This is a genomic window from Pseudomonas sp. TH04, assembly GCF_016651355.1.
Taxonomy (GTDB): Bacteria; Pseudomonadota; Gammaproteobacteria; order Pseudomonadales; family Pseudomonadaceae; genus Aquipseudomonas; species Aquipseudomonas fluorescens.
Map to the genome: position 1 here is coordinate 2616366 of NZ_JAEKEA010000001.1, position 24530 is coordinate 2640895.

Below are 24530 nucleotides of genomic sequence, written 5' to 3' on the forward strand. Positions count from 1 at the left end.
CCGTCAGACGTGTTGAAGAAAACCCTGTTCCAGTTGCACTGGTTCTTCGGCATTACGGCCGGCCTGGTGCTGGCGTTGATGGGGATCACCGGGGCTGCGGTCTCGTTTCAGGATGAAATGCTGCGGGCGCTCAACCCCTCGGTATTGCACGTCGAAAAACGCGAAGCCGGCGTGCTGCCACCGGCCGAACTGGTGCGCAAACTCGAAGCCACCGAAGGCAAGACCGTGTCGATGCTGTGGGTCGAAAGCGAAAGCGGCAACGCCGGCCGCGTGTCCTTTACCCCGCCGCCGGGCGAGCGTCGTGGCCAAATGCGCTACTTCGACCCCTACACGGGCGACTACATGGGCGACGCCGTCGGCCAGGACGTATTCGGCTTTATCCTGCAGTTGCACCGTTTTCTGGCCATGGGCGACACCGGCCGGCAAATCACCGGCGCCTGCACGCTGATCTTGCTGTTCTTCTGCCTCTCGGGCCTGTACCTGCGCTGGCCGCGCCAAGTCACGAACTGGCGTGCCTGGCTGACCGTGGACTGGCGCAAAAAAGGCCGCAGCTTCAACTGGGATTTGCACTCGGTGTTCGGCACCTGGTGCCTGCTGCTCTATCTGTTGGCCGCACTGACCGGCCTGTATTGGTCCTACGATTGGTACAACCAGGGCCTGAACAAACTGCTGTCCGACGCCCCGCACAACGAGCGCATGCGCAAGCACGGCCCACCGCCCGAGGGCCCGGCGCCAGTGGCCAACTACGCGGCAATCTGGAGCAGCATCTACGCCAACGCCGGCCCCGGCTTGAGTGCCTATAACATCCGCATGCCAGCCGTCGCCGGACAACCGGCCATCGTGTATTACCTGCTCAAATCATCGCCCCATGACCGGGCACTGAACCAGATTAACCTCGACCCGGCCACCGGCGAGGTCACCTCCCACGCTCAGTACGCGAGCAAAACCCTCAAGGCGCAATGGCTGACCAGCATTTACGCGCTGCACACCGGCAGCTACTTCGGCTTGGTCGGTCGCATCATCATGACCGTCAGCGCGTTGTGCATGCCGTTGTTCTTTATCACCGGCTGGCTGCTGTACCTCGACCGTCGCCGCAAAAAGCGCCAGGTTCGCGATGCCCGCAAAGGCCTCGGCGCCAACCACAGCGACGCCCCGGCCTGGCTGATCGGCTTTGCCAGCCAAAGTGGCTTTGCCGAGCAACTGGCCTGGCAAACTGCCGGGCAATTGCAGGCCGCCGGGATGCCGGTAAATGTGCAGCCCCTGGGCAACGTCAGCCAGGATGACCTGACCCGGTCAGAAAATGCGCTGTTCGTGGTCAGCACCTTCGGTGACGGTGAAGCCCCCGACAGCGCTCGCGGTTTTGAGCGCGGCGTGCTCGGCCAGGACCTGTCGCTCAAAGGCCTGAATTACTCAGTGCTGGCCCTGGGTGACCGCCAGTACGAACACTTCTGCGGCTTTGCCCGGCGCCTGCACTTTTGGCTGACCCACCAGGGCGGCAACCCGTTGTTTGCCCCGGTGGAAGTTGACAGCGGCGACACCGAGGCCTTGCTGACCTGGCAGCAGCAACTGGGCCAACTCACCGGTCACGCGCCGGCAACGGTCTGGCCAACCGCCCAGTACGACAACTGGGCCCTGACCTATCGCACCCTGCTCAACCGCGGCAGCGTCGGCTCGAACATCTACCTGCTGGGCCTCACGCCGCCGTCGCCGCAAAACTGGCTGGCCGGTGACCTGGTGGAAATCCTGCCGCGCAATGGCTCCCAGGCGATTGAACACTTCCTCGCCGGCCTGGGCCTGAACGGCAACGATAGCGTGCTGCTCGACGGCCTGGCGCACCCCCTCGACCAGGCACTCGCGACCCGCCAACTGCCGGACAACCGCACGCACCTGGTCGGCCTGCATGCCCAGGCACTGGTGGACGCGTTGGTGCCGTTGGGCCTGCGCGAATACTCCATCGCCTCGATTGCCAGCGACGGCGTGCTGGAACTGATCGTGCGTCAGGAGCGGCACCCCGACGGCAGCCTGGGCCTGGGCTCCGGCTGGCTGACGGAACACGCGACCCTCGGCTCCGGCATCAGCCTGCGCCTGCGCCGCAACAGTGGTTTTCACTTGCCACAGGCACCGGCGCCACTGATCCTGCTGGGCAACGGCACCGGCCTCGCTGGCCTGCGCAGCTTGCTCAAGGCGCGCATTGCCGATGGTCAGCAGCGCAACTGGCTGCTGTTTGGCGAACGCAATATCGCCCACGACTACCTGTGCCAGGACGAGCTGCAAGGCTGGCTGGCCAGCGGCGACCTGGCCCTGCTGGACCTGGCGTTTTCCCGCGACCAGAAGGAAAAAATCTACGTGCAGGACCGCCTGCGCGAGTCGGCGGACGTATTGCGTCGATGGCTGGCCGATGGCGCGGCGATTTATGTCTGCGGCAGCTTGCAGGGCATGGCGACAGGTGTGGATCAGGTGCTGCACGACGTGCTGGGCCGCGAGGCGGTTGAGCGCTTGATTGAACAAGGCCGCTATCGCCGGGATGTGTACTGATCGCTGAAAAGACACAGGTCAAAATGTGGGAGCGGGCTTGCTCGCGAATACGGTGGTTCAGTCGACAGATTCGGTGACCGACACTCCGTTTTCGCGAGCAAGCCCGCGCCCACATTTGATTGCATTTCAAATCAGACCGGCTGCAGTTTTTGCTCGAACACTGACACCCCATCCAAATCCCGCAAAATGACGGTCAACTCCGCCGTCTGCCCATCAATCTGCACCTCACCAAAAAATTGAAAACCGGCAAACGGCGAGGTGTTCTGCGCGGGCGGCGCCTTCTCGAACACCACCTGCGGGCCAAAGGTTTTATCCAAGGGGTTCGGTCCGAAACTCCCGGCATTCAACGGCCCCGCTACAAACTCCCAGAACGGCTCGAAATCCTGGAACGCCGCGCGATCAGGGTGATAGTGATGCGCCGCGCAGTAGTGCACATCCGCCGTCAGCCATACATGGTTACGCACCTGCTGAGCGCGCAGAAAGCCCAGCAGTTCGGCAATCTCCAGCTCGCGGCCTTGGGCCGGGCCAGGGTCGCCGTTGGCAATCGCCTCCCAGCGCGGCACACCGGGGCTGACCTCACCATCAGGCACACCCAGGCCGATGGGCATGTCGGCCGCGATGACTTTCCACTGCGCCTGGGACGCCTTGAGTTCGCGCTTGAGCCAGTCCAGTTGCTCGCGACCGATGAAGGGTTTTGCGCCGCCCAGGTTGTCATCGTTGGGGCCGCGATAGCTGCGCATGTCCAGCACGAACACATCCAGCAAAGGGCCGTAGCTGAGCTTGCGATAGATCCGCCCGCCACCGTCGGCGCTCTGCCGGCGCATCGGTGAATACTCCAGCCAGGCCTGGCGTGCGCGGCCGACCAGGGTGTTGATGTCCTTGGTCTGGTAACGCTCATCCAATTGCTTGCTCGGCGACCAGTTGTTGACCACTTCGTGATCGTCCCACTGCCAGATCTGCGGCACCTCGGCATTGAAGCGGCGCACGTTTTCGTCGAGCAGGTTGTAGCGGTAGTTGCCGCGATATTCATCGAGGGTTTGCGCGACTTTGCTCTTGGCTTCGGTGGTGATATTGCGCCAGATGCGGCCGTCTTCAACAGTCAGCTGCGCGGGCACCGGGCCGTCGGCGTAGATGGTGTCGCCGCTGTGAATAAAGAAGTCCGGCAGACGCAGGCGCATGGCTTCGTAGATGCGCATGCCGCCGATGTCCGGGTTGATGCCGAAGCCCTGGCCGACGGTATCGCCGCTCCACACAAAACGAATGTCGCGGCGCTGTTGCGGCACGCTGCGCAAGTGGCCGAACCACGGCTCGCTGGCGACGCCGGTCTGGGCGTCTTCAAAGTGCACGCGATAGAAAATCGCCTGATCGACCGGCAGCCCGGTGAGTTCGACGCGGGCGGTGAAGTCGGTGCGGCTGTCGGCCAGCGGCGAGATGAATTTACGCGGGTTGCTGAACACACTGCGGGTGTCCCACTCCACCACCATCTTCGCGGGGCGGTCGCTGCGGCTCCAGATCATCGCGCGGTCGCCCAGCAGGTCGCCGGACTGCACACCATCGGTGAGTTGCGGCCGGTCTTTCACCGAGGCGATCACCGCCGGGGCCAGGCCCGGCAGCAACAGACCGGCGCCGACGGCTTGCATCACGCGGCGACGGCCTAAGTCGAAGTGGCTCATGCAGGTGCCCTCTGAATAGTCAAAGGGGAAACTTAACCATGGCCGGATGAAGCGGTTATGACAGCCCCCACTAGGGCTTTAGCTGTCAACGTATTACTCGGTGACGAAGACCGCGCTGATTGTTCCGCTGCGATAAGCCTCGAATATCTGACCAATGCAGGATTTGGCATCGCCCTTGGCTGTGAATATCCCACCGCAACCTCGGTTGGCAGCCGCGTAACGCTCATCGTCCATCAACACGTCATGTGCTTTCTTCAAGTTCCAGAACGGAATACCGGCAAACAGGTGATGGGTGAGGTGGTAGTTATCGCCATGCATTCCGATGATCAAGCGCTCCAGCAACGCAGGAAAACGGTTACGGGTGAGCTCCACTTCTTCTTTGTAGACACCGAACCTGCCGAAGTGCTCGGAGACTTCGGATAACCAGCCAATCACCTGGAACACCGTGAAATACGGCACCAGCCAAAACAATACATAGGCCCATGGACTCATGAAGTAGCTGAACACCAACAGCAACACGGCGTGAGTTGCCAACAGTTTCACGCCCTGTGACGGATTGGCCACAACATCCCCGGCACGGTTTTTCACGAGGTAGAGGAAGTAGCGATAGGTATTGGCCAGTGTCAGGCTCTTGAGCAAATGCCCGATCAGGAAATCGAAGCGGTCGGTCGCGTTATACAAGCCCGACTCAATGTAATAGCGATGGTCCGGATCTTTATCGGGGTCACCGAGATTGTGGTGGTGAAGCTGGACATGCGAGCGGCGGTAAGCCTCATAATTTTGAAAGATCGGATAGCCCAGCAGATACTCGCCAATGATTTTGTTGAGCTGCTTGCTTTGGGTCAGCGTCATGTGCGCTGCCTCGTGCAACAGCGAAGCCAAGGCGCGTTGCCGAGACCCAATAAACAAGATCGCCAGCGGGTACAAGATGTTATAGCGATCGGCAAAATAGACCGCCAACACGATAACGGCCACGTCGGCCAATACGGCCAACAGCCAATGCCAGTTGTCCTTTTGGTACAGTGCACGCAGTCGCTGTTTCACTTCAACGCCAGGGTTAAATTTATTTACGTTACCCATCAGAATTCCTTTTCCTCAACTTGAGGCGCACAGCGCAACTAACGCTGATACGCGATATTATGGCAGCCCGTCACACGACTTGAGATGGATGGTCACCCATCAATACCCGTAGTCACTTTCGGACTTTATTAACGTTTCGGCTGATCGACTGAATGATATAAGAAGCGTACTTTTATTGCCCCTGGCCATCTCACATGACCGGCGACATAACCCGCGGCACCTCCCTCAACTTTATACCGTGCGCTTGTTACAACTCTGCCAACAACTTCATAAACACACTGACATCCTCTGGCGTGTTCTTGTTGTTAATTGACAAGCGTACGAAACGATCATGCCCTTGCCCCAACATATAGTACGGCGTGTGCGAGGCATAACCTGGCCAGCTGTTCACACCTTGCGCACGCATATAAGCGACCAGTTCGGTTGCCGAACAGCGATCATGGGTAAACGCAATAATTCCTGCCTGTTGCGTACCCGGCGCGATCACATTGATGTGCGCGGTCTGTGCCAATTGCTGATAAAGGTGTCGGTACAGCCCATGCTCAATACTGTAGGCCACCGACAGGCGCTCTTTGATCGCCTGATTCAACCCAACAACCGCCGCATTGTTGCGTTCGGCGTATTCATAACGCCGAGCATCATCGGCCCCCAGTGTTACGCCCCCCCGGGCATCCACACAGGCTCTGCTCAGGTCAGTGAAGCGCGGTTGTGCAACCGCCAGGAAACCATCGGACAGGTAGGCAAACCCCGTGCCTCGAGGCCCGCAAAGAAACTTTCTGCCCGCAGCCGTCAGCACATCAGCGCCAATTGCCAGCATGTCCAGAGGCAGCATACCCACAGATTGACAGGCATCGACAAAGTAGAAGCAGGGGAAATCGCGCAGGATACGACCCACCGCCTCGACATCATTCACGATGCCGCAGCAAGAAGGCACATGCACCACCGAGACCAGCATGACTTGCGCGCTCATGTGCTGCGCGAGCCATTGCAGATCCAGGTCGCCATTTGGCAAGAGTGGCATGACGTCAATCACGACACCGTGGCGGCGCTGTAACTCGGACAGCGCAATCAGGTTGCCGGCGTACTCGTAAGGCGTGACCACGACACGCGCACCGCAGGACCAGTTCAGCGCGTTCAGCGCCGTGACCCAGGCCTTGGTAGCCCCCTCGAACAGTGCAATGTTGCGGGGTTTGGCGCCGAGCAATCGAGCAATGCTTTCATACACTTCGCCGTCCAGCGTTGCCGCGTGAGACAGTTCGGTTTCATAGGCGCCGTTTGCATATTCCTCTTGCAAGTAAGTCTGCATCAAACGCAGTGTTTCAGAGGAAACGCGCCCCGCACCTGCCGTATTGAAATGGATCATCGCTCAGCCCCGTGCCGTGAACCCATAAAATAGAAAACGCTGGCCAACACGATGCACGTGGACAATACATAGAACATTGCCTGAGGCGCATACAACGACAACGCCATGCCACATAACACCGGCCCGAGCGCGGCGCCGAGGTTCGACAAGTTCTGCGCGCCGTAATAAACGCCGCGCATATCCTCGGGCGCAATGTAATCAATAAACAAGTATTCCGCCGGTATGATGATGATTTCGCCCACGGTAAAAACAATCATCGCGATCACCCAGACAACAGGGACGTGTGCATAAGCAAAGCCCATCAGCCCGACCACGAAGAACAGCATTCCCAGCATCAACATGCGAAACATATTGTGCTGATTGATCCGAGAGCCAATCAGGTACTGAAGGCTGATAACCACACACGCGTTGGTCGTCACCAGGTAGTTGATTATCTGATAGGCGTTTTGCGGGTCGCTCGTCACGATCAGGTATTGGGACAAGTAAGCAGTGAATTGCCCGAAGACGATCGCACTGAGAATACCGCCAATGGTGAAACACACCAGTCGGTAGTTCCTCACCAAATGCATCAACACACTGGCAAAACGTGGCCCCTGCGCGCCATTTTCCACGCCCGACGGCCGAGGAATTCGCGCCCCCACCAGCGCATACAGCACGACAAAAACCGCGCCGATCAGCGCGGCCACCGCAAACGGCAAGCCGGGACTGACGTTGGCAAACAGCACACCGAGAAAAGGGCCTACGGCATAGCCGACATTGGTCAAGGTGTACTTCAGCGAGAACACCCCGCCGCGCTTGTCCGGTGTCACCAGGAAACCTATGCCGGATTTCACCGCGATATCCACCACCGCATAGGCAAGGTTCACCACCACAATCGCGACGATGAACGGCACCAGGCTGGTGACCTGGAACGCCACGGCAAACGCGAGGGCAAACACTGTGGCGGCAGCGAGCATGATCCGGTAGTTGGAGAAACGGTCCACCAGAAACCCGCCATACACCCCTAGGACTGAACTGACGATCAACGCCCCGCCTACCGCAAGGCCGATATCCGCCACTCCCAGACCGAACGCCTCAGAGAAGTAAATAACCAGATAGGGCAGCGCGAGCGCCCGGGCAATGGTCAAGATGAAGGTCGCCGACAGCAGCAGGATCACTGGCCGGTCATAGACTTTGGCTTGACTCTGGATTACCAGCCCCTCCGAGACTTCTTTCATGCCAGCATTTCCCTGTAGACATTTGGCTCATGCTCACGCAGCAATTCGATACTGTTCTGAATGTTCGCGCGGTTGCTATCGAGGATGAATACGTGACCTGGGCAGTTTTCCAGGGAAATCGTTTGCTTAAGCACGCCTTCGTCCTGGATTTTTATGCTGTGCACGCCCGGGATCGCCTTCCACGACGTGATGTCCGGTTGACGTTTGATCGGCCCTTCCTGGCGAGCGATCAGGAACACACAGCTGGAATGAAAGTAGAGTTTTTTTCGCGGCTGCTGGCGGTAATCAAGAAACGCTTGAGGGTTAACCAGCGAGTCAATCCACAAGCTCAACTGGTTATGCCCCAAGGCACGCGTATAGGCCGACAGATCGATGCCGCCCGGCATGCGCGCAGCCGTCTCAAGCAACACGGGCTGATCATCGACAATCATCAATTCGCTATGCCCCACACCCTGCCGGATACCCAAGGCGTCGAGCACGGAAAAGATGTACCCCGACAGTCGGCTGTAGACGTCGGCATTGTCCACCGGGCACATCAGCTGGTTGTAGTCATGCACCGGCGAGGCACCGATACGGGTGCGGTAAACGCGGATAATTTCACTGACATAGTGCAGCCCATCGACACTCACGGTATTCACGCAGTATTCGATATCGACGTCCTTGGATTTGCTCAGCATTAACTCGGATTTGAAATCCGAGTTATCCAGATATTGCTGCACCAGAATCGTCTCATTACTTTCCAGGAAGATATTGCGGCTGGATTTAATGACCTCAAAGGCGTGTTCAATGTCGCTGACTTGCGTACAAATATGAATGTTGTCGGAGCCCGCGCTTTTAACCGGCTTCAACACCACCGGTAACATGTCGTGCTCCTTGACCCACTCCAGAATGCTCGGCAACGCGTCTGATTTGAAGTGTTTGATCGAACGCACACCCGCCCGCGACAAGGCCTCGTGCATTTGATACTTATCACGCCAGCGCACAGCGTGGGCCGGGTTGTTATGGCGCGCAACATTGAATTGCGCAGCCAGGTGAGCGGCCAACTCAACGCCGAACTCACAACCGGCCAGTACGAACTGCACGTTGTACTCGGACAGTGCCTGCTGCAGTTCGGCATCGGAACGGTAAAGTATGTCGTGGATGAAGTCCCCGGTGCGGAACCAAGCTTCGTAAAACCCATTCACTTCGGCGGTCGAGCGCACATGCACACATTCGTACCCGCGTGACATGAACGCGGGTGCGATCAAACTGCCAATCGAATACGCATCGACGATCAGAACAATATTTTTCTTATAGATCACTTGGCGAGCTCCCGCGCAGACGTCAGTTCCCGTACAGCGGCTTTAATAATGCCGGCGGCCTTCAGAACATCAGCACGACTGGTATTAATGTGCGGCATAAAGCGCATTTCCCGCGCGTTATAGGGCAAGCCGGCAACACCTTGCTGGCTCAGGAAAGTACTGAATTGCATCGGCGTCACCCCCAGCGAAGAAACGTCCAGGGTCACCATGTTCGTGCCCTTGTAATGCGCAGGCGTCTCATCGATATCGCTGAGTAAACGATGCAGCAGGGCCGCATGTTCATGGTCCTCGGCCAAGCGCTCAATATTGTTGTGCATGGCATAAAGCCCGGCAGCAGCCATCATGCCGGCCTGATGAAGATCGCCGCCAAACCACTTACGGTATTTCTTGGCACGCTGTATCAACGCCTTGGTGCCCACCATGATCGAGCCAACAGGTGCGCCCAGTGCTTTGGACAAACACATGGACATGAGGTCGGCGTTTTCCGTGTACGAGGTCACATCAATGCCGGACGCGATAGAGGCGTGGAGGATGCGTGCACCATCCAGGTAACGATAGGCTTCGATCGACTTGGCATAACTGAAGACTTCGTTCATCTGCGCCAAGGGGAAGATCGCGCCGCCTTTGCATCCCAGGGTATTTTCAATCACTACCACGCGAGGCAAGGCGTAGTTCTGATTCCATCGGCAACGGGACGCGTAAAGCTTTTCAAGGTCACTGACGTCAAACAACCCGTTTTCATGGGATGACAGCGAAAAGTTGACCCCCGAAAACGCTGACGTTGCCGCGGCCTCGTAATAGTTGATGTGGTAGGACGCATCCAGAAAAATCTCATCGCCCGGCTGAGTGAGGGACTTGATAGCCAACTGGTTGCTCAAGGTGCCGCCCGTGGTGAAGAGTGCCGCTTCCTTCTGGAAGTAATTGGCACAAAACTCTTCAAGCGCACGCACGCTCGGGTCTTCGCCAAAACATTCATCCCCGACTTCCGCATTGTAAATGGCCTTGCGCATGCCTTCCGTTGGCTTGGTGACCGTATCGCTTCTGAGATCGATAAACATAACTGCTCCGTTAGTAACCTGCGCCAAACGTGATACGGGAAGGGTCGTAGAAGTCGGCAAGCGCCTCGAGAACGTTGTCCGGCGACTCGGCCAGACGATGCAGGAAATGCAGGTACCAACTGTCGCCATAGACCGCAGCAATCCGACAGTTCAGGCCTGCCTCCCTGGCGCTGCGTAATACCTCAGGCTGGACGCCGTGGAGCATTTCCAGCTCCTCGATCTTCGAGTTATAACCGCCCGCGAACAGGCGCTTGATCAAGTTGGGGTCCTGCGTTGCACAACTCACTGGAACACTGGCGGCCAGTAAATTATCAAGCAACATCAAGTAACGATCATCCAGTTCTTCACCACGGGGCAAAGCAACATCGAGCGATTCGTTATAAACCCCTTTGACCAATCTGACTTTACGCCCATAACTGATGATGCGCGGTAAGTCATTGACGGTTCGGTGCAAGTGCGCCTGTACGGTAATACCCACATTGAGATGAGCCGGTGCAAGTTCGGCATACACTTCCAGAATTTTATCGACAGCCGAAGAGTGCTCCATACTGATCATTACAGGAATATCGTGTTGAGCCGCCGCCGCCAAAATAGCCGAAGCATTACGATAAGCTGTTTCCTGAGAAATGAGCATCCCCACAGCACTTAAATCAAAGCCCAACTGTGGTTTTAAACCCGCGTCGGCAAACCGTTGAACGGCACTCAGGTACTCGCCGACGAAGCGCTGCACCACCTGTGGGTCATGATTCTCTTCACCCACATACTCCACACCCAGTTGGTAGCCTTTAGCCGCCAATGTGTGCAGCTTACGGTTCAGTTCCTGCGCGTCAGAGGCAATAATATAACGATGGGCAGCCTGCTCGAACAATTTGAAAAATAAAGAGTTTTTATCGAATGCGTCGCGACATTCCTGGTTCAGCGCCAACTTCTTGAGCCCTGCACACGCCAGTGTATAAATTTCCTTGGACGGCACTTCTTTCTCCTTGCTAACGAGGGTTTGCTCACACATGAATTCTTATAAAAAACACAGTTAACGCACTACAACTTCACTACCAACAGCACCCAGGCCGCTGTGTTTTAGACAAAGCGGGGCCTGCCTGACAACTGCCTTTGTTTGGCATAAGAAGGGCATACCAATTCATTAGGTTAAGTGTGCTGTCGATGCCGAACGATACGTAATTGATCAGCTCCGCCGCAGCAGCGGGAAGCGTTCTGACCCCTGCCCTGATACAAAAGAACGCCGGGGGAGCAAAACAAAGCCGCCCCTTGAACGGGCAACCAGAGCAAGCATGTTTATTGCTCGAAAAGAGATCGCTATAAAAGGGGCCGAGAACAGGACACTGACCGCCACCCAATATTTTTTTACCGTTACCAGCATCCTTGCCTCGCCGATCAAATAGGTCGTTTTTATGACAGTGTTTATAGCGAATCACTGACAGGTGTTCATGGACTAAGCTTACCGCCGCGCCACGTTCTGATTTATGATCTTTTTTACCAGATAGGTGGAACTGAATTCATGGATACAGGGTGTGTATGTTTTCCTCAGAACGCTTGAAAGGCATTGATGTGTTCGTCTGCGTCGCGGAAACCGGCAGCTTCAAGGCCGCTGCCGAGAAAATGAATTTGACAGGCTCCGCCATCAGTAAAAGTATCGCGCGGCTGGAGAGCCGATTGGGCACCCGACTTTTTCAACGCACCACCCGGCGCCTGGCGCTGACGGATGCGGGGACCGCGTTCTACAGCACCTGCATCGGCGTGCTTGCAGACCTTGAAGAGGCCGAATTGTCACTGCAAGTCGAAAATATCGAGCCGCGTGGCCGGATTCGAATTGACCTGCCTGGCGCGTTCGGCCGTGCCCAAGTGCTCCCCACCCTCCTGCGGTTCATGCAGGATCATCCGCTGCTGATACCCCACGTGACGTTCTCTGACGGTTTGATCGACCCGTTCCAGGAAGGTGTGGACGTGGTCGTACGCATTGGCGGCGCGGACGTCTGGCCCGAAAGAGTCGAGCACCGTTACCTGGCCAGTGAATGGCATACCTTCTGTGCATCCCCGGCCTATTTGGCCAAGCACGGCACGCCTCTCACGGATCAAGACCTGGAGCATCACCAGTGCATCGCCTATGGCTGGGTGGACGGCAACATCACGCCGTGGAGTTTCGCAGGCGCACACCCCGGCGCCATAAAGCGCCAGCCAGTACCCGCCCAGTTGGTGATTGGGAATGGAGAGGGGTTGTTGATGGCGGTAATGGCAGGCTGTGGTATCGCGCAATTACCCTCGTGGCTGATTAATCAGCAGTTGGAAGAGGGCACATTGGTGGAGGTGCTGCCCCATTTGGCGACCGAGGGCATGCCGATCCACCTTGCCTGGGTCAAAAGCCGTCAGGCGCTGCCAAAGGTCAGCACCTTGCTGGAGGTGCTGACGGACAGCCTGACGCCAGCAGGTGGCATATTAGGGGGGCTTAGACGAACGTAATACCGTTGAGATGCCAGGCGACCCCGAGGTCGCCTTTTCACTCCGATGGGCAACTGCGATCACCCAGGCGCAACCACAACGCCGTGATCCCATTACCGGCTCGTGCCGTCAGGTCGGTGCGACCGCCAGTTCGACTGCTTCCGGGCGCTTGATCAGCGCGTACACCAACCCGGTCAACAGGCTACCGGCAACAATCGCCAGCAAGTACAGCAGTGCATGGTTCATGGCGTTGGGGATCACCAGCACAAACAGGCCACCGTGAGGCGCGGCGAGTTTGCAACCGAAGTACATCGACAGCGCGCCGGTCAAGGCGCCACCGGCGATGCTGGCCGGAATCACGCGCAGCGGGTCTTTGGCCGCAAACGGGATCGCCCCTTCGGAGATAAAGCACAGGCCCAGAATCATCGCGGCCTTGCCTGCCTCGCGCTCGGTCTGGGCGAACTTGCGCCGCGCCAGGAACGTGGCGATGCCCATGCCAATCGGCGGCACCATACCGGCGGCCATGGTCGCCGCCATAGGCGCGCCGCTCGAGGCCGCCAGCAAGCCAACCGAAAAGGCGTATGCCGCCTTGTTGATCGGCCCACCCAAATCCACACACATCATGCCGCCCAACAGGATGCCCAGCAGCACCGCGTTGGTGGTGCCCATGGTGCTGAGGAAGTCAGTCAGGCCGGTGAGCAGTCGCGCGACCGGCGGGCCGACGAGATAGATCATCGCCAGGCCCGTAAACAGACTCGCCAGCAACGGGATGATCAAAATCGGCTTGAGCGCCTCTAGGCTCTGCGGCAATTTCACCGCGCGGGTGATCAGTTTGACGCAATAACCGGCGAGAAAGCCGGCGAGGATGCCACCGATAAATCCGGCCCCCAATGTGCCCGCCAACAACCCGCCGATCATGCCGGGCGCGATGCCGGGACGGTCGGCAATCGAGTAGGCGATGTAGCCCGCCAGCAACGGCACCATCAGCATAAAGGCCTGGTCGCCGACGGTTTTGAGGGCCGCCGCCAAGGTGCCTTTTTCTTCAAAGGCCTGGATGCCGAACACGAATGACAAGGCGATCAACAAGCCGCCCGCCACCACCATCGGTAACATGAACGACACGCCGGTGAGCAGGTGTTTGTACACGCCGGTTTTTTCTTTTTTGGCCACCGCACCGCTGGCGGCACTTTCCACCGCGCCTTCGGCCAATGCCTTATTGAGCGTGGCTTCGGATTGCTTGAGGGCGATACCGGTGCCGCAACGGTAAATCTTCTTACCGGCGAAGCGCTCGGTGGCGACTTCGATATCCGCCGCCAGCAGCACCACGTCGGCGTCGGCGATCGCTTGCGGGCTCAACGGCGTGCGCGCGCCCACCGAGCCCTGGGTTTCGACCTGCAAGTCATACCCCAGGCGCTTGGCCGTTTGCTGCAACGCCTCGGCGGCCATAAAGGTGTGGGCCACGCCGGTCGGGCAAGCCGTAATGGCGACGATACGGGGAGCACTCTTCGCCGCCGGTGCTGCGCTGGCGACATAGACCTGGGCCTCTTCGGCACCACGGCGCAATACCGCCTCGACATCCGCCAAGGCCTGGGCCGGTGTGCTCTGGAACACACGCTTGCCGACAAACCGCTGCATATCCACCGGCGTGCTGCTGACCAGCAATACCCATTCGGCTTCATCGAGTGTGGCCTGGGACAACTGGCGCTCCGGGTGCTGCACATCCACCACTTCAACGCTGGTGTGCAAGCCCATGCGCTGCGCGGCGGCGTCCAACAAGCGGGCGCACAGCACACTGGTGACCATGCCGTTCGGGCAGGCAGTAACAATGGCTAACTTCATCACAAACCCTCTTATTGTTCTGTCAGCGCGCGCACGTGGACGCCGCTTTCGAGACGCGCCAACTGCGCGTCATCGCTGATGCCAAAACCGATCTGCGTGACGGCCATGGCGGCAATCGCCGTGGCCCGGCGCAGGGTACTTTCCGGCAGATCAGCACTGAGTAAACCGTGCAGCATCCCGGCCAGCAGCGAATCCCCCGCGCCCACCGTGCTGGCGACGCTGACCTTGGGCGGCGTGGCATGCAGCGCCATGCCCGGGCTGAACCAGTTCACGCCGTCGGCACCGTGGGACACCACCACATGCTCGACGCCTTGGGCATGCAAGCGCTCGGCGGCCTGGGCCTGTTGCGTGATCGAGTCTGCAGGGCAATCGAGGGCGTCTGCCAATTCTTCAGTGTTAGGTTTGATCAACCACGGGCCTGCCTGCAAGCCGACGCGCAAGGCTTCGCCGCTGGTGTCGAGGGCGACTTTCAAACCGAGGCTTTTCAGATGTTCCAGCAACCCTTTGAACCACTGCGCAGTGACGCCACCCGGCAAGCTGCCGGCGACCACTACAGCGTCGTGCCCTGGCGCAATCAGCGTCAGTTGGTTGAGCAACGCCGCTTGCGCCTGCTCATTGACCTGCGGCCCTGGCGCGTTGATGTCGGTGACCCGGCCATCCTGTTCGGCGATCTTGATATTGCTGCGGGTTTCGCCCGGCACGCGGATAAACGCGTCGGCAAAGCCACGGCGGGCGATCAACGCCTCAAACGCCTGAGGGTTGTCTTCACCGAGAAAGCCGCCCACGGTGACGTGATGACCGAGGTCCGCCAGCACTTGGGCGACATTCACGCCTTTGCCGGCGGCATGGGTCAGCAGGGTTTCGCTGCGGTTGACTTCACCCGGTTCCAGGCGTGCCAAGCGTACCGTCAGGTCCAACGCCGGGTTCAGCGTCAGGGTCAGAATCTTCGCCATTTACACGGCCTCCACTAGGGCTCGCACTTCGGCGGGCGAACCCACCGCAAGGGCTTTTTGCGCCAGGCCCTGGGCCTCGCTCAGACTGAATTCACGCACCCGCGCCTTCACTTCGGGAATGCTGCGGGCCGACACGCTCAACTCGTCCACTCCCAGGCCAATCAGCACCGGCACCGCCAGCGGGTCCGCCGCCAATTCGCCGCACACGCCGACCCATTTGCCATGGGCATGGGCGGCGCGCACGGTGATGTCGATCAACTGCAACACCGCCGGGTGCAGGCCATCCGCCTGCGCGGACAGGGTCGGGTGGCCACGGTCGATGGCCAGGGTGTATTGGGTCAGGTCGTTGGTGCCGACACTGAAGAAGTCGACTTCCTTGGCGAGTACCGGCGCCAGCAAGGCAGCGGAAGGCACCTCGATCATGATCCCCAGTTGCAAGTCGGCCACCGGGATTTCCAGGCGCAGGCGCTCGGTCATATCGCGGGCGGCGCGCCACTCATCGACGCTGCCGACCATAGGAAACATGATGCGCAGCGGCCGGCTATCCGCCGAGCGCAACAACGCACGCAATTGCGCTTCCATGATCTGCGGGCGTTGCAGGGTCAGCCGAATACCGCGCACGCCCAGGAAGGGATTTTCCTCTTGGGCAATCGGCCAATACGGCAGCGGTTTGTCGCCGCCCACATCCAGGGTCCGCACAACCAGCGGGCGACCGCCGAGGCCGTCGAGTACGCGGCGGTATTCGGCTTCCTGGGTGGCTTCATCCGGCGCTTGCGGGTGGGCCATGAAAATCAGCTCGGTGCGCAGCAGGCCGATCCCTTCAGCACCCTGCTCCACCGCCGCGGCAACGCCGGCGCTTTCGCCGATATTGGCAAACACTTCCACGGCGTGGCCGTCGCGGGTCAGGGCCGGTTCATGGCGCTGGGCCGAGGCGGCTTGCAGACGTTGTTCGCGGGTGTCGCGCTCGACGGTGGCGCGTTGCAGGGTGGCGGCGTCGGGGTCGACATGCAGGCGACCGCGCTGGCCGTCCAACAACAAAGGCGTGCCCGAGGCCAACAGCAACACCGTCGGCCCGGCCCCCACCAGGGCGGGAATGCCCAAGGCTCGCGCGACGATGGCGCTGTGGGCGGTAGCGCCGCCACGGGCGGTGAGGATACCGGCGACGCGCGTCGGGTCCAGGCGCGCGACGTCGGAGGGCCCGACTTCTTCCATCACCAGAATGTAGGGTTCGCTCGGCTCCTGGGCGGTTTCAATGCCGCACAGTTGCGCCAGCACACGGCGGCCGATGTCGCGCAGGTCGGCGGCGCGCTCGGCGAGCAAGGCATCCTGCAACGACTCCTGCTGCTTGGCGGCGGCTTCGATCACACTCATCCACGCGGCTTCGGCGCTCTCGCCTTGCTTGAGGCGGGTGCCGACTTCGTCAGTCAGTTCCGGGTCGTCGAGCATTTCCTGGTGAGTGATGAAAATCTCGCGGATGGCTTTGGCCTGGCTGCGTTCGATCAGGCCCTGAATATCGCGGCGCACGTCGGTCAAGGCGTTCTGCAGGCGCTCGCGTTCAATCGCCGAGGATTCACCGCGCAGTGGGTAATCAACGACGTGCTGCGTCTGGATATGCGCAGGGCCGATGGCGACACCAGGCGCAGCGGCGATAGCCTGGATCTGGCTGCCGGACACGGGTGCGCTGAGCACCGGTTCGATATCCAGCGTTGCCGGTTGCGCACTGGCGGTCGGCAGTGGCTCAACGTCTTCGCCGAGGCCTTCCTCAACGGCCGCCAGCAACGCGGGTAATGCGTCACCGGCAATCGCTGGCTCGGCCACAAACTCCAACACCTGGCCGCGACGGGCGCCGAGGCTGAGCAACTTGCTCAGGCTTTTTACCGATACAGCGCCAACCGGGCCATCGACGATGCGCACGCGGATATCGCCGTCAAAACTTTTCGCCAGTTGCGCGAGGATCTTCGCCGGCCGCGCGTGCAGGCCATGGGCGTTGGCCAGGGCAATGCGCACACTCGGCCAATCGGGTGGCAGTTCGCCGCCGAGCACTTCAAGCACCGCACGGCTGCTGGTGGCACGCCCCAGTTCCTGGCCGCGACCTTCAATCAACAACGCGCACAGGCGTTCCAACAAGGTCTGATGGGCTTCGCCGAGACTGGCCAGGCAGAACAAACCGTTGAGTGGCTGGCCGAGGTAACGCATGGGTTTGTCCGGCGTGACGAAGGCCAGGCCCGGACGCTTGACCGTCTGCTCGCTGTGCAACCACCACAGGCCATCGCCCAAGGGCAGTGCGTCGACTTGCTGCAACACGGCGGCAAAGCCGTTGCTGACGCAATCAGCCTGGCGCAACAGGCGTGCGCCGCGCCACACCAGCTCTTCGAAGTCATCGGCGGACACGCCAAGGCTGATCATCTGCGCATCCAGCGCCAGTTCCTGCGGCGCGCCTTGCAGCAGTTTCAGCAACGCTTCGGCATTGCCGGCACGGCGCAGCGCCTCGCCCAGGTCGGTTTCACCAAGGGCGCGGGTCAGCAGTTGCAGCAGGCGCAGGTGTTCATCGGATTTGGCGGCAATGCCGATGGCCAGGTAGACGATCTGGCCGTCACCCCAGTCCACCCCGTCGGGGAATTGCAGCAGGCGCACGCCGGTAGAAAAGACCTGGTCGCGGGTTTCCGGGGTGCCGTGAGGGATGGCAATACCTTGGCCGAGAAAGGTCGAGCCTTGGGCCTCACGGGCTTGCAAGCCACTGAGATAACCCTCGGCGACCAGGCCATCGGCCACCAGTTTTTCAGCGAGCAGGTGCAAGGCAGCAGATTTATCCACAGCCACCTGGCCCATGGATATCTGCTCTACAGTGAGCTCAAGCATGCCGTTCTCCTAGTTAGTGCGGTGTGCGCACTAGGTATTGTTTTGAATAAATCAGCGAGGCTGTGTTCAAAAATAACTGACTGAGTGGTCAATTGGCAGTAGCCATTCAGTCGCGAACGTCGTAAAAATACGCTGGCTGAAACGTTTAATCTAGAATTTATGGCAGATTACGCGCTAATTATGCAAGCTTGAAGGACCACTCGGCGCTTGAGCTCAGACAATAGTCCTGTGCAGGAATCGGTTAGGATTGGACAAAATGTCGGGGCAAGCTCTAAAAAACAAGGAAATCCCGGTTTGAAACTCAGTGATATCGCACGTCTGGCCGGTGTGTCCGTGACCACCGCCAGCTATGTCATCAATGGCAAGGCCGAACAGCAACGCATCAGCAACGCGACCGTCGAGCGCGTGCGGGCGGTGGTCGAAGCCCATGGCTTTACGCCCAATCCTCAGGCGGCCGGTCTGCGCAGTCGGCATTCGCGCACCTTGGGCTTTATCCTGCCGGACCTGGAAAACCCCAGTTACGCACGGATTGCCAAGTTGCTGGAACAAGGTGCGCGGGCGCGAGGCTATCAGTTGCTGATCGCCAGCTCCGACGATGATGCGGACAGCGAGCGCCAGTTGCTGCAACTGTTTCGTGCGCGGCGCTGCGATGCGCTGTTCGTCGCCAGTTGCCTGCCGGCCAGTGATGACAGCTATCGCGAGTTGCAAGCCAAGGGCCTGCCGGTGATTGCCATCGACCGGGTGATGGAACCGGCGCACTTTTGCTCGGTGGTCAGCGACGACCGCCAGGCCTGCCAGCAACTGACCAGCAGCCTGCTGCAACCGCTGCCCAAGCAGATCGCACTCATCGGCGCACGGCCGGAGCTGAGTATCAGCCAGGAGCGGGCTGCCGGTTTCCGTGAAGCACTGCAAGGGTTCACCGGCGACGTCATCGTCGAACAGGGTGAAGCCTTCAGCCGTGACTGCGGCCGACAGTTGATGGAGCAACTTCTAGATCGGCTGGGGCATTTGCCTGACGCGTTGGTGACCACTTCCTACGTGTTGCTGCAAGGCGTGTTCGACGCGCTGCACGACTTCCCGCTCAAATCACGGCCGTTGCGCCTGGGCACGTTCGGTGACACCCAATTGCTGGACTTCCTGCCGCTGCCGGTCAACGCCATGGCCCAGCAACACCAATTGATCGCCGACACGGCCCTGCGCCTGGCCCTGGCCGTCATCGAAGAAGAGCAGTACCAGCCGGGCGTGCACGCCATCAGCCGGACCTTCAAGCAGCGTATTCACGAGGCTTGAGCGTGGAACTGATCGACACCCACACCCACCTGGACTTCCCGGACTTCGACCATGATCGCCGGGAAGTCCTCGCCCACAGCCGCCAACGAGGTGTGCAGCGTATGGTGGTGTTGGGCGTCTATCAGCAGAATTGGCAACGGCTGTGGGACCTGGTGCAGGAAGATGAAGGCTTGTTCGCCGCCTTCGGCCTGCACCCGGTGTACCTCGAGACGCATCGCCCCGCAGACCTGAACGAGTTGGGCGACTGGCTGACCCGCCTGCACGGCCATCGACAGTTATGCGCCGTCGGCGAAATCGGCCTGGACTACTTCCTTGAACAGCTGGATCGCGAACGTCAGCAAAGCCTGTTTGACGCCCAGTTGAAACTCGCGGTGGACTTCCAGCTCCCGGCCTTGCTGCATGTCCGCCGCAGCCATGCGGCGGTGATCGCCACGCTCAAGCGCATCCGCCTGCCACGGGGCGGCATTATCCATGCCTTCGCCGGCAGCGTTGAGGAGGCTCGCGAGTACATCAAGCTCGGCTTCAAGCTGGGCCTGGGCGGCGCGGCCACCTGGCCTCAAGCCCTGCGCATGCACAAGGTGCTGGCGCAACTGCCCCTTGAGGCCGTGGTACTGGAAACCGACTCACCGGATATGGCCCCCGCGATGTACCCCGGCCTGCGTAACAGCCCGCAACACTTGCCGGACATCTGCAGCGCGTTGGCTGAACGCATGGGCATCAGCCCCTCATTGCTGGCCGAAACGAGCACCCGCAATGCGCGCGAGTTGTTCCGTTGGTAGCACGCTGACCGCTTGCAAATCCAACGTCAGCCGCTGCCGGTAACGGCTATAGCGCAGCACCAGACAGTGGGCCAGCAGCAGCACCAGTGAAATATTGAGTTGCCCGATCACGCTGACTACCCCGACCCATTCGGCCAACAACGCCACGATCAACACCACACAGGTGAGTACCATCATGCTGGGGCGCACCATCGCCCAATGGTCCAGCGACTTGAACTGGCGCAATTGCCGGGGGCAGTTCAACTGCACAATCCGCTGGCAATACGAGCAATCAAAAGGCTCGTGAATGGCAATGGCGTTCAACTGCCAGGGCTTGAGCTCAAACGTAATGTCGCAATGGGCGCAGTGCCCTTTGATACCGGTAGCAGCAATCATCGCCGTACCTCCCTTGGACCGTGATGGGTTGAAACAAATTTTCACCCATCCAGGCCCGCAAAGAAGAAGCACAGACAAATCAGGACGAGAGCCACGCCATACAAGACCAAAACCCTACACGCACGCCCTACACACGAAACGCCCCGATCAATTGTTTCAACTCGATCACCTGCATCGACAGCTGCCGGCTCGCCGCCTCTGTCTGATGTGCGCCCTGAGCCGCATGCTCGCCCGCCCGATTGATCTCGACTATGTTCTGGTCGATATCGTGGGCGACGGCAGTTTGCTGCTCCACGGCCGCCGCGATCTGCTGGTTCTGGTCGACGATCATGCCCACGGCACCCAGGATATTTTCCAGGGCTTGCTGGACCTGTTCCGACTGCCCCACCGTGCCATTCGCCATGGCGTGGCTAGCGCCCATGGCCTTCACTGCCGCACCAACACCGCTGTGCAAACGGCTGATCATCTGTTCGATTTCTTCGGTGGAGTGTTGAGTACGCCGAGCGAGGGTCCGCACCTCATCGGCCACCACCGCAAAACCACGCCCCTGCTCACCGGCACGCGCCGCTTCAATCGCGGCATTGAGCGCTAACAAGTTGGTTTGTTCGGCAATACTTTTGATCACCTCCAGCACGCTGCTGATGGACTGGCTATCGACGGCCAATTGATTGATAACCCGCACCGACTCATCAATCTCCGAGGCCAGGCGCGCGATGCTGCCTTGCTGGGATTGCACCAGACCGCGGCCGCTGACAGTCTCATCGTTGACGCTATGGGCGCTGCTGACCGCCGCCGCCGCGCTGCGTGCCACCTCCTGGGCCGTGGAAGACATTTGGTTCATGGCTGTCGCCACCTGTTCAATCTGGCTGCGCTGGCCACTAACCGCCTGATTGCTTCGAGACGAGACCGCCTCCACCTGGCTGGCTTGCAGCTCGACCTGGCTGACGGTGCACCCGACGCGCTCGATCAGGTCGTGAATTTTGGCGACGGTGGCGTTGAACACAAGGCCCAGGTCCCCAAGTTCATCGCGGCTTTGCGCCACAAAGGTGACCGTCATGTCCCCGGCCGCCACCTTGTCCATCATCACCCCGAGGCGCCGCAACGTGGTGCGGGTCGAGGCGTAGAAACCGGCGTACAAATAAAAGATCAGCAAGAACACCCCCACCAGGGCCGCCACCAGCGCCACCATGTGCGTGCGTTTTTGCGCCAGGCGCTGCTCCAGTTGCTGCTCAATAAATGTCAGGGTGGCTTCATTGAGCCGGTAGGTCTGAGCCATCAGTTTGCTGACGTCCTCGTAGAAGCCCTGCCACGGGGCGTCGAGGGTTTCTGCCATGACCACCTGTTCTTCAAACAACTCGCTGGCCTGCTTGAGCGTGGCGCTGCTGGCCTTGGCCGCGCTGTCGAGCGCCGCATGCGCCGCGTTGCTGGCACCCAGTGCATCCTGCAACTTCAAGGCGTATTCGGCCTGGAGCTTCTCCAATTGCTGCAGCAGTTCATCAAAGCGCGTACTGGAGGATGAATTGAGAAAGCCCAGGCCCAGGGAATACGCGCCCATGGCCCGCCCCTCGCCCAAGGCTTGAGTGACTTGCGGGGTCACGCTGATGACCAGGTCACTGAGTTGGCGCAGATCGCTCTGGGAATCGCGGCTCAAGCCGGATTGACTGGCGATGATCTGGCTGAGCATCTGGGCCTTGTTGAGTAATTTACCGATCAGCGCGCTTTTGCTCAGCAGCGAAGTTTCCTGTTGCTGGGCCTTGAACGCGGCGACCAATTCATCGCGTTTGCCTGCAAATACGCTGGCGTGTTCTGGGTCGCCGGTCACTGCCTCGAGGCCTTGCAGGCGGCTCAGCACGCTTTGCTCCAACGCGTTGATCTTGCTCTCAAGGTCCTCGGCTTTGCCCGACTGACCGAGGGCGGCATTGATCTGGACCTGGTTATTCAGGTTTTCCAGGTCGCGGCGCAGGGCCAGGCTGCTGCCGAGCAGATCAAGACTTTGCAGTTCGATTCGGGTGCCCTGGAACTCAGCCCAGGAATCACGCACCAGGAAATAGTTGGTCGCCAGCATCGGCAGCAGGAACAACACGCTGATCAGGCTGAATTTCATGCCGAAACTCAGGCGGTTCATCAGCGCGACGGCGGGATAGAGCAAGCTCTTCACAAGTGAACTCCCTTACTATTATTTTTATTGAGGCGCAGGGCGGCGGCAGATAGCCAGTATTTGGCGCTCTGCTTGTATAGCTCAATTCGAAAGGGAGTTTTGTAACGTAAGGTTAACGACTTGTGGGAGCCCGCCGGCTCCCACATTTTTCACCGCGAGCACTCGATTAAGGCAACACCGTCCAGATGGCAAACCCGGCATACCACAGCACTGCCGCACGCAGCAGCAGTTCCCATAGGCGATCCAGACTGTTGATGCCGTCGGCCCCCACCACCGGCGGTGGAATTTCCGCCGCCACCAGGCCGACTTTTTCTACCAACTGCGCGGCACTGATATCCCAGCTCAGCAGTTCGTGCAGCATCACACGGCTGACCGCAACAAAGTTACCCACCAGGGCGAAACTCGCCGCCAGCAAACGCACCGGCAACCAATCAAAGGCGTGGCGCAATTGCCCGGCGCGTTCGGCGACCAGAGGGTTCTGGCTGTGCTCGCTGGCCAACGCCAGCAGGCGATAGGCCAGGGCCGCGACCGGGCCCAACAGGAAATACCAGAAAATCACCGCGAAAAAGCTTTGGTAAGCCTGCCACAACAGATGGCCTTGAACGCGCTCCAGCAGTTGTTCGCCATTGTCGGCGGCAACTTTCAGGTCCCGTTCGGCCACGTGTTCGGCGGCTTGCAAGTCACCGCGCCGCCACGCATCGCGAAACGGCCCGAGCCCAGCCAGTAGATCGCCACGCCCCAGGCTATAAATCACCACCAGCAAGTGCACCGGCAATGCCAACAAGCCATACGCCACGGGTTCCAGCACCACTAGCAACAGGGCCAGCAAGGCCACCGGCAACAACACCAGCAGTAGCAGAATCAGCCAGGGCCGCTTGCCCATGCGCGGGCTCGACTCCAGCTTGGCCAGCTCACGCAGCCATCCACCGTCGCGTTGCAACCGCTGACGCAAGGCCGAGAACTTCTCGATCCAGACCGCCAACACCAACACCAGGAAACTCATTGTGCGTGTCCTCCATCCTGCAGGGCGCTACGAAAGCGCGCCCAATCAAAAGCCGGGCCCGGGTCGGTCTTGCGGCCTGGCGCAATATCACTGTGACCCCGTATACGCTGACGGGTAATGCCAGGGTAGGCTGCCAGCAGTTGACGTGTCAGGTCGATCAGCGACGCGTATTGAGCATCGGTAAATGGAATATCGTCCGTCCCCTCCAGCTCGACCCCCAGGGAAAAGTCATTGCAGACTTCACGCCCCTCAAAGCTTGAGACCCCGGCATGCCAGGCCCGGTCCAGACACGATACAAATTGCGTCACGGAGCCGTCGCGCTCAATCAGAAAATGCGCAGACACACGTAGCTCGGCAATGCTTTCAAAGTAAGGATGCTCTGTGACATCCAGGCGGTTCTGGAAAAACGCCTGCACCTTGCCGGTGGCGAACTGCGCCGGTGGCAGGCTGATGTTATGCACCACCAACAGTGAGATTTCGCCTGCGGGGCGCTCGTTGAAGTTGGGTGAAGGGCAATGGCGAATCCCCTGGCACCAACCACTGGCGGGGTCCAACTGCATACAGGTTCCTTGAATGAGACTAGGTATTACCAG

At 59.7% G+C, this 24530-nt stretch carries 18 protein-coding genes and 1 pseudogene; 4 read left to right on the top strand and 15 right to left on the bottom strand.

The window, feature by feature from the left end; all coding sequences use genetic code 11:
- Positions 1-9: 9 nt before the first annotated feature.
- A complete protein-coding gene (locus JFT85_RS11800; protein WP_201229883.1) occupies positions 10-2535 on the top strand; it encodes a PepSY domain-containing protein in 2526 nt (841 codons plus the stop codon).
- Between the two features lie 131 nt (positions 2536-2666).
- Here JFT85_RS11800 and JFT85_RS11805 read toward each other — a convergent pair whose 3' ends face one another.
- The 7 genes from JFT85_RS11805 to JFT85_RS11835 form a co-directional block, all read right to left on the bottom strand.
- A complete protein-coding gene (locus JFT85_RS11805; protein ID WP_053254361.1) occupies positions 2667-4208 on the bottom strand; it encodes an alkaline phosphatase D family protein in 1542 nt (513 codons plus the stop codon).
- A gap of 93 nt (positions 4209-4301) precedes the next feature.
- Positions 4302-5288, bottom strand: coding sequence for a guanitoxin biosynthesis L-arginine gamma (S) hydroxylase (gene gntB / locus JFT85_RS11810; protein ID WP_073637308.1), 987 nt, complete (start codon positions 5286-5288; stop codon positions 4302-4304).
- Between the two features lie 247 nt (positions 5289-5535).
- Complete coding sequence (locus tag JFT85_RS11815; protein WP_053254359.1) at positions 5536-6651, bottom strand: aminotransferase class V-fold PLP-dependent enzyme; 1116 nt, start codon at positions 6649-6651, stop codon at positions 5536-5538.
- On the bottom strand, positions 6648-7841 hold the full coding sequence (locus JFT85_RS11820) for an MFS transporter (protein WP_446739710.1): 1194 nt from the start codon (positions 7839-7841) through the stop codon (positions 6648-6650). The genes JFT85_RS11815 and JFT85_RS11820 overlap by 4 nt, the downstream gene beginning before the upstream one ends.
- 23 nt (positions 7842-7864) lie before the next feature.
- Positions 7865-9169, bottom strand: coding sequence for a hypothetical protein (locus JFT85_RS11825; RefSeq protein ID WP_053254357.1), 1305 nt, complete (start codon positions 9167-9169; stop codon positions 7865-7867).
- On the bottom strand, positions 9166-10227 hold the full coding sequence (locus JFT85_RS11830) for a threonine aldolase family protein (RefSeq protein ID WP_201229887.1): 1062 nt from the start codon (positions 10225-10227) through the stop codon (positions 9166-9168). The genes JFT85_RS11825 and JFT85_RS11830 overlap by 4 nt, the downstream gene beginning before the upstream one ends.
- A gap of 10 nt (positions 10228-10237) precedes the next feature.
- On the bottom strand, positions 10238-11200 hold the full coding sequence (locus JFT85_RS11835; RefSeq protein ID WP_201229889.1) for a proline dehydrogenase family protein: 963 nt from the start codon (positions 11198-11200) through the stop codon (positions 10238-10240).
- Positions 11201-11760: 560 nt separating this feature from the next.
- Between JFT85_RS11835 and JFT85_RS11840 the strand changes: the two genes are divergently transcribed.
- Positions 11761-12702 (top strand): LysR family transcriptional regulator, encoded by a 942-nt coding sequence (locus JFT85_RS11840; protein WP_053254354.1) that lies wholly within the window; start codon positions 11761-11763, stop codon positions 12700-12702.
- A 108-nt stretch (positions 12703-12810) separates the two neighbouring features.
- Here the strand turns inward: JFT85_RS11840 and JFT85_RS11845 are convergent, their stop codons facing one another.
- The 3 genes from JFT85_RS11845 to ptsP are packed head-to-tail and all read right to left on the bottom strand — an operon-like array spanning position 12811 to position 18332.
- Positions 12811-14520, bottom strand: a complete 1710-nt coding sequence (locus JFT85_RS11845) for a PTS fructose-like transporter subunit IIB (RefSeq protein ID WP_053254353.1) — start codon at positions 14518-14520, stop codon at positions 12811-12813.
- An 11-nt stretch (positions 14521-14531) separates the two neighbouring features.
- Positions 14532-15473, bottom strand: coding sequence for a 1-phosphofructokinase (gene pfkB / locus JFT85_RS11850; RefSeq protein WP_053254352.1), 942 nt, complete (start codon positions 15471-15473; stop codon positions 14532-14534).
- Complete coding sequence (gene ptsP / locus JFT85_RS11855) at positions 15474-18332, bottom strand: phosphoenolpyruvate--protein phosphotransferase (protein WP_169875882.1); 2859 nt, start codon at positions 18330-18332, stop codon at positions 15474-15476. It abuts the gene before it with no gap.
- 294 nt (positions 18333-18626) lie between these two features.
- Here ptsP and cra point away from each other — a divergent pair, with 294 nt between their 5' ends.
- Both cra and JFT85_RS11865 read left to right on the top strand, forming a co-directional pair.
- A complete protein-coding gene (cra, locus tag JFT85_RS11860) occupies positions 18627-19622 on the top strand; it encodes a catabolite repressor/activator (protein WP_053254350.1) in 996 nt (331 codons plus the stop codon).
- A gap of 2 nt (positions 19623-19624) precedes the next feature.
- The gene (locus tag JFT85_RS11865; RefSeq protein ID WP_078827728.1) at positions 19625-20401 is read left to right on the top strand and encodes a TatD family hydrolase; all 777 of its coding nucleotides are present in this window, start codon (positions 19625-19627) and stop codon (positions 20399-20401) included.
- On the opposite strand, the gene JFT85_RS11870 is transcribed toward JFT85_RS11865, so the two are convergent.
- From JFT85_RS11870 to ampD, 5 genes and pseudogenes are all read right to left on the bottom strand, one after another.
- Positions 20348-20776, bottom strand: coding sequence for a hypothetical protein (locus tag JFT85_RS11870; protein WP_053254348.1), 429 nt, complete (start codon positions 20774-20776; stop codon positions 20348-20350). The two genes, JFT85_RS11865 and JFT85_RS11870, sit on opposite strands and share 54 nt — an antisense overlap.
- Before the next feature lie 127 nt (positions 20777-20903).
- Positions 20904-21833, bottom strand: a complete 930-nt coding sequence (locus tag JFT85_RS28695; protein ID WP_372435878.1) for a methyl-accepting chemotaxis protein — start codon at positions 21831-21833, stop codon at positions 20904-20906.
- Positions 21810-22901 (bottom strand): annotated as a pseudogene (locus tag JFT85_RS28700) (methyl-accepting chemotaxis protein); the annotation flags it as partial. The pseudogene JFT85_RS28700 and the gene JFT85_RS28695, both read right to left, overlap by 24 nt.
- Positions 22902-23100: 199 nt before the next feature.
- Positions 23101-23937 carry a regulatory signaling modulator protein AmpE gene (gene ampE / locus JFT85_RS11880; protein ID WP_053254346.1) on the bottom strand — a complete coding sequence of 279 codons (837 nt, stop codon included), beginning with the start codon at positions 23935-23937 and terminating at the stop codon, positions 23101-23103.
- The gene (gene ampD, locus JFT85_RS11885; protein ID WP_201229894.1) at positions 23934-24497 is read right to left on the bottom strand and encodes a 1,6-anhydro-N-acetylmuramyl-L-alanine amidase AmpD; all 564 of its coding nucleotides are present in this window, start codon (positions 24495-24497) and stop codon (positions 23934-23936) included. The genes ampE and ampD overlap by 4 nt, the downstream gene beginning before the upstream one ends.
- Positions 24498-24530 lie beyond the last annotated feature (33 nt).